General features: G+C 73.9%; 4 protein-coding genes and 1 pseudogene. All 5 read right to left on the reverse strand.

Annotated elements, in window-relative coordinates; translation table 11 throughout:
• Nucleotides 1-79, reverse strand: a pseudogene (locus ACWC9T_RS40005) (DUF6445 family protein); the annotation flags it as partial.
• A gap of 52 nt (nt 80-131) precedes the next feature.
• Nucleotides 132-2,138: a BTAD domain-containing putative transcriptional regulator gene (locus ACWC9T_RS40010; protein WP_449825960.1), complete on the reverse strand. Its 2,007-nt coding sequence runs from the start codon at nt 2,136-2,138 to the stop codon at nt 132-134.
• Nucleotides 2,139-2,381: 243 nt separating this feature from the next.
• A complete protein-coding gene (locus ACWC9T_RS40015) occupies nt 2,382-5,399 on the reverse strand; it encodes a BTAD domain-containing putative transcriptional regulator (protein WP_449825961.1) in 3,018 nt (1,005 codons plus the stop codon).
• A 104-nt stretch (nt 5,400-5,503) separates the two neighbouring features.
• Nucleotides 5,504-5,713: an acyl-CoA carboxylase epsilon subunit gene (locus ACWC9T_RS40020; protein WP_449825962.1), complete on the reverse strand. Its 210-nt coding sequence runs from the start codon at nt 5,711-5,713 to the stop codon at nt 5,504-5,506.
• Nucleotides 5,710-6,618, reverse strand: a 909-nt coding sequence (locus tag ACWC9T_RS40025) for an acyl-CoA carboxylase subunit beta (protein ID WP_449825963.1), incomplete at its 5' end; no start/stop codon positions are given. The genes ACWC9T_RS40025 and ACWC9T_RS40020, both read right to left, overlap by 4 nt.

Below are 6,618 nucleotides of genomic sequence, written 5' to 3' on the forward strand. Positions count from 1 at the left end.
GCGCGCGGGAGTCGGTGTGCGGGCGGGACTCCGACTCCCCGGCGCCGACGACCTGGACGCAGTTGTGGTTGAGCGTGCCGGCCGGACCGGTCAGGCTCGAACGATCGACGAGCGCGGCGAACGGGGCCGGCTCAGGCGACGAGCGCGGCGGCTGGCTGTTCTACGGCGACCAGGCGGACCAGCGAAGCGATCCGGTAGCGCAGTTCGGCCGGGTCGGGGTCGGCGGTCAGCAACCGGGCCTCGGTCAGCAGTTCCAGCACCTCTTCCGCCTCGCGCTCTGACGAGCGGAGCAATTCGGCGGCGTCCCCGGGGGTGACACTGTCGGCTCCGGCCCGGGCGATGGCCCTGAGGGCGGTGCGGGCGGCCGGGTGGAGCCGCGGCAGGTCCGCCGCCAGGCTGGCCCTGACGTCCAGATCGCCGAGGCGGAGCTCGTCCAGCCGGTGCTCGGCCGGGGTGAGGCGGTCCGCCAGCCGGGCCGCCGTCCAGTGCGGGTGGGCGGCCAGCCGGCCGGCGCAGATCCGCAGAGCGAGCGGCAGCCGGTCGCAGAGTTCGACGATCCGGGCGGTGGCCGCGGGATCCGCGCTCACCCGTTCCCGGCCGGCCTCGGCGAGCAGTTGGTAGGCCTCCGCGAAGTCCCATGGGCCGACCCGGAAGCGCTGGGCCCCTTCGACGGTGCCGAGCGCGGAGCGGCTGGTGACGAGGGTGCGGCCGCGCTCGTCGGCGGTGAGCAGCGGACGGACCGCGCGCTCGTCCTCGGCGTTGTCCAGCACCACCAGGACCCGCCGTCCGGCCAGTCGGCTCCGGTAGAGCCGGACCAGCTCGTCCGGGCCACCCGGCAGCTCCCGCTCCTCCGCCCCCAGGGCGCGCAGGAAGGTGCGGAGCACCTCGTCCGAGTGGCGCGGGAGGCCGTCGGGGCCGCGCAGGTCCGCGTAGAGGACGCCGTCGGGGAACTCCGTCCGGGCGAGGTGGGCCGCCTGGACGGCCAGCGCGGACTTCCCGCATCCGGCGCCGCCGGTCAGCACTACCGGTCCGGCCGGGCCCGCGGTCGCCGCCGGGTCCGCCGCCCTGGCCGGACCGTCCTGCGTCGGACCGTCCTGCGCCGGACCGTCCTGCGACGCCCCACCCAGAGCGGCCCGCACGGCCGCCAGGTGGCGCTCCCGTCCGGTGAAGTCGGCGACGGCCGGTGGCAGCATCGCCGGTACGAGCCCGCTCCACGCGCCGGCGGGGCGTTCCGGCGACGGCACGTCACCAGCCCGCTTCGGGGCCGGAGGGACGGCTTGGTTCACGGCCGCCGCATTCACGGCCGATGACGCGGCCGTGAGCCGCTCGACGGCGGCCGGGCCGGGGAGGCTGCCGGACAGGACCTGTCGGTGCAGCTCGCGCAGGGTCGGGCCCGGGTCGACGCCCAGTTCCTCGGCGAGCAGCCGCCGCCCCTGGTCGTACACCTCCAGGGCGTCGCTCTGCCGGTCGCAGCGGTAGAGGGCGGCCATCAGCTGTCCGCGCAGGCGCTCCCGGGTCGGGTGCTCGGCGACCAGTCCGCGCAGTTCGGGGACGGCCGCCCGGTGACCGCCCAGGGCGAGGTCCGCCTCGATGCGGTTCTCCAGGGCGGCGAGCCGGCTCTCCTCCAGCGCGGGCAGTTCCTTCTCGGCCAGCTGTTCGGTGACCCCGGTGAGCGGGGTGCCGCGCCAGTGCGCCAGGGCGGCGGAGAGCAGTTCGGCGGCGCGGGCGTACTCGCCGGCCTCCAGGGCCCGGCGGCCGAGGTCGGCGTCCCGGCGGAACTCGTGCAGGTCCACCCGGCCCGGGCCGATGTCCAGCCGGTAGCCGGGCGCGCGGCGGACCAGGTCGACCTGCTGGCCGAGCCGGCCGCGCAGCCGCGACGCGTAGGTGTGCAGTTGGGCGGTCCAGGTGGCCGGCGGGTCCCACCCCCAGAGCAGGGTACTCAGCCGCTCGTCGGGCAGCAGCCGACCGTCGGACAGCAGCAGGGCGGCCAGGACGGAGCGCTGCTTGGCGCCGTCCAGCCTGATCTCCCGGCCGTCGGCCATCGCCTCCACCGGCCCGAGGAGACGGAACTCCAGGGCGGGTGCGGCCGGTCGGGTGGGGGGCTGCTCCAGGGTCTCCGGGGCTTCGACGTACGGCATGACACATCCGTTCCGTGCGGCTGACGCTGTGACCGCACGAACGTACTGAGCTGCCCTTTTCCGGTCGTGTCAGTGATGTGTCCGCCCCGGACCCGTCGATGTGAAACGAATACGAAAGAGGGTCAAAATCACCGCTCGCTACAGTCGGCGGCGGAGGGGGCCCGAGCGAGCGTGAGGAGAACCCATGACCACCGTGTACGGCGACGACCCCTGGACCGTCAGCCCGCCCGGCCGCACCGCCGGCTAGGGCGCGACCTCCAGCAGTTCCCAGAGTCGTTCGGAGTCGAGCGCGCCGGCCCCTCGCACCACCCGGTCGAGCCCGGCCACCCGCTCCAGCCACACCGGCGAGCCGAGCTCCTCGAACTGCCGCGCCGCGGCGGCGAGGAGCCCGGCCGCCGCCACCCGGTCCCCCGTCAGGCCCGTCACGCACGCGAGCAGGGTACTGACCCGGGCCGCCAGGGAGCGGTCCGACACCCGGTCCGCGGCGGCCAGCGCCTCCCGCAGCACACCGGCCGCCTCGGCCGGCCGGGCCTGCCGCCACAACGCCTCCCCGAGACAGCGCAGCGAGTGCGCCTCACCCCGCAGGTCGCCGGCGGCGCGCACCAGTTCCAGCGCCCGGCGGCTCGCCTCCTCGGCCCGTTCCCCCTCCCCCTGGCTGACCAGCACCTCGGCCAGCCGGACGGTGCTCTGTGCCTCGCCCCGGGTGGACCCCAGGCGCAGGTTCACCGCGATGGCCTGCTCGGTGAGTTCCAGGCCGTTGCGCGGCTCGCCGTGCTCCAGCTCGATCCGGGCCAGGATCCCGAGCACATGGGCCTCGGCGTAGTGGTCGCCGGCCGTCCGGAAGCCGGCCAAGGACCGGTAGCCCTCCTCTCGGGCGGCGGCCAGGTCGCCCCGGTTGCGCTCGTACAGGGCGAGATTGCGCTGGACCAGCGCCACGCCCCGCCGCTCGCCCTGCTCGGCGAACAGCCGCCGGGCCGGTTCGAGCCGGGCGCCCGCCTCCGCCCAGCGGGACTGGACGATCTCCAGGGTGCTGAGCGAGTGCAGCATTGCCGCCTCGCCGAGGGCGTCGTCGGCCTGCCGGGCGGCGGCCAGCGCGCGCTCCGCGCACTGGCGCCAGTCCTCGGGGTGGTTGCGGTTCTGGAAGAGCGTGACGCTGGTCATCGTCAGGTCCCAGGCGAGCGCGGACTCACCGTTCTCGGCCGCCTGGTCGACGCTGCCGACGATCGAGGCCCGCTCGCGCTCGAACCAGACCATCGGGTCCGCCATCAGGGCACTGACCAGCTCGTCGGGGAGCCGGTGCCTCGGCCCGGGTCCGTGCACCACGGTGAAGTCGCCGCCGTAGATGCGCCGGTGGGCCTCCTCAGCGAGGAACAGCAGCCCGCCGAACACCCGGCGCCGGGCGTCCGCCCGGGCCTGCGGGGTCTCCTCCGCCTGCGCGCACTCGGCGGCGAACAGCCGCAGCAGGTCCTGGAAACGGTAGCGGACCTGGCCGCTACCGCGGTCGGCGAGCACTTCGAGCAGTTGGGCGTCGACCAGTTGCTCGATCAGGTCCTCGGCGTCCAGTGGGTCGACGTCCAGCAGGGCGGCGCCCACCCAGGCCGAGAAGTCGGGCAGGTTCAGCAGGCCGAGCAGCCGGTACATCCGGGCCACGTCGGCTGGCAGGCCGCGGTAGCTCAGCCGGAAGCCGGCCCGCACCCCGCGCGAGCCCTCGCTGAGTTCGTCCAGTCGGCGGTGCTGGTCCTTCAGCCGGGACACCAGCTGCCGTACCGTCCAGTGCGGCTTGCCGGCCAGCCGGGCCGCCGCGATGCGCAGGGCGAGTGGCAGGCCGTCACAGAGCGTGCCGAGTTCGCGCACGCTCTGCGGATCCGCCGACAACCGCTCGCCACCCACCACCTTGGTGACCAGCTCGGCCGCCTCGCTCTGGTCGAGCGCGCCGAGCGGCAGGTGCAGGAAGTCGTAGTCACCGGCCAGGCCCTCGACCGGGTCGCGGCTGGTGACCAGGACGCAGTGCCGGCCGCTGCCCGGCAGCAGCCAGCGGATCTGGTCGTAGGAGCGGGCGTTGTCGAGGACCACCAGGACGCGCCGGCCGCCGAGTTCGCTGCGGAACCGGTCGGCCCGCTCGACCTGGTCCGCGGGGATCTCCTCCGCGGGCACGCCGAGGGCGCGCAGGAAGCGGTCCAGGACGGCGTTCGGGGTGAGCGGCTCCTCGGAGTCGTCGTAGCCGCGCAGGTCGGCGAAGAGCTGACCGTCGGGGAAGCGCCCGGCCGCGCGGTGGGCCCAGTGCCGGGCCAGCGCCGTCTTCCCGACCCCGCCGATCCCGGTGATCAGGCCGACCGGGAGCACCGAGCTGTCGCTGCGCTCGGCCAGCATCCGGTCCAGTGCGGCGAGTTCCTCGGCCCGACCGGTGAAGGCGGCCACGTCGGACGGGAGTTGGGCGGGGATCGCGGCCGCGACGGCGGGACCGGGTACGGACTCCTCAATCGGCACCGAGGCGGGCGGCGCGGTCAGCCAGGACTCGTCGGCGAGCACCGCGTCGTGCAACTTCCGCAGCATCGGGCCGGGTTCGATCCCGAGCTCGTCGACGAACAGCCGGCGGGCCTCCCGATAGGTCTCCAGCGCCTCGGCCCGCCGTCCGGAGCGGTACTGGGCGAGCATCAGCTGCGCCCGGGCCTGCTCGCGGAGACCGTTCTCCTTGATGAAGGAGGTGAGTTCGCCCACCAGTTCGCGGTGGTGCCCGAGGTCGAGCCGGAGCCCGCTGTACTCCTCGTAGACGGCCAGCCGCAGTTCGCAGAGCCGGGCCGCCTCGGCCACCACGCGTTCGCCGACCACACCCTCCAGGGCGGCACCGCGCCACAGGCCGAGCGCCTCGTCCAGCAGTTCGACGGCCTCGACGGTGCGCCGCTGTCGTACGGCTTCCCGGGCCTGCGCCACCAGTTCCTCGAACTCGACCGCGTCGATCCGGTGTTCACCGGTCGCGAGCAGGTAGCCGGGGTGGACGGTGACGATCAGGTCGTCCTGTCCGACCGCCGCCTTGAAGGTCTTGCGCAGGCCGGACACGCAGATGGCGATCTGGTTGACGAAGGTGTTCGGCGGCCGGCCCTGCCAGACGGCGTCGGCGAGGGTGTCCACCGAGACGACCCGATTGGCGGAAAGCAGCAGCATGGAGAGGATGGTGCGCTGCCGCGCCCCGGAGAGCGGCACCGGCCGGGCGTCCACCTGGACGTCCAGCGGGCCGAGAATCCGGAACACCACCTGGTGCATCAGCCGCCTCCCCTCGGCCAAGGCCGTACGTTTTCGATCTTGCTACTTCGCGTTGTTCGTACCAGTCTGGCCGTCTTCACGCCAAGCGGCCTTACAGGAAGCTGTCACGCCTGGCCCGGTCGCGGGCGGGACGCGGCTCGCTCCCAACGGGCCGCGCTCGCGACCCGGCCCACGTCGGCCGGTGCGGCCGGACGTCGGCGGGCCGCCAGCGCCAGGACCGCGGCCAGGGCGGCCACCTCGTCGGCGGTCGGACACCCGCGCACCACCCGCAGCAGCGGGTCCGGCGGGGCCGCGAGGTCGTCCCGGGCGGTCACTGCGGCGGGTTCCCGTGCTTGCGGGACGGCAGCAGCGCGTGCTTGGTGGAGAGCATCTCCAGCGCGGCGATGAGCGTCGCACGGGTCTCGGCCGGGTCGATGACGTCGTCCACGAGGCCGCGCTCGGCCGCGTAGTACGGGTGCATCAGCTCGGCGGTGTACTCCTTCACCAGTTGGGCGCGCATGGCGTCCGGGTCGTCCGCGGCGGCGATCTCGCGGCGGAAGACCACGTTCGCCGCGCCCTCGGCACCCATCACCGCGATCTCGTTGGTGGGCCAGGCGTAGGACAGGTCCGCACCGATGGAGCGGGAGTCCATGACGATGTAGGCGCCGCCGTAGGCCTTGCGCAGGATCAGCGAGATGCGCGGCACGGTGGCGTTGCAGTACGCGTACAGCAGCTTGGCGCCGTGCCGGATGATGCCGCCGTGCTCCTGGTCGACACCGGGCAGGAAACCGGGCACGTCGACCAGCGTGACCAGCGGGATGTTGAAGGCGTCGCAGAACTGCACGAAGCGCGCGGCCTTCTCCGAGGAGTGGATGTCCAGCACCCCGGCCAGCGACTGCGGCTGACTGGCCACCAGCCCGACCAGCCTGCCGCCGAGCCTGGCCAGTGCGCAGATCACGCTGGTCGCCCAGCGCTCGTGGACCTCCAGGTACTCGCCGTGGTCGACGATCTCCTCGATCACGTCGCGCATGTCGTACGGCCGGTTGCCGTCGACCGGGACGAGCCCCAGCAGGCTGTCGTTGCGCCGCTCGACCGGGTCCTCGGTCACGACGGACGGCGGCATCTCGCGGTTGTTCTGCGGCAGTAGCGACAGGAGGTAGCGGACCTCCTCGATGCAGGACTGCTCGTCGTCGTAGACGAAGTGCGAGACGCCCGAGACCCCGGCGTGCACGTCGGCGCC

Source organism: Kitasatospora sp. NPDC001159 (assembly GCF_053598235.1).

Excerpts from the sequence above, each read along its gene's own strand:
- ACWC9T_RS40015 (WP_449825961.1), bottom strand. The coding sequence starts at position 5,399 with ATGCACCAGGTGGTGTTCCGGATTCTCGGCCCGCTGGACGTCCAGGTG.
- ACWC9T_RS40010 (WP_449825960.1), bottom strand. The coding sequence starts at position 2,138 with ATGCCGTACGTCGAAGCCCCGGAGACCCTGGAGCAGCCCCCCACCCGA.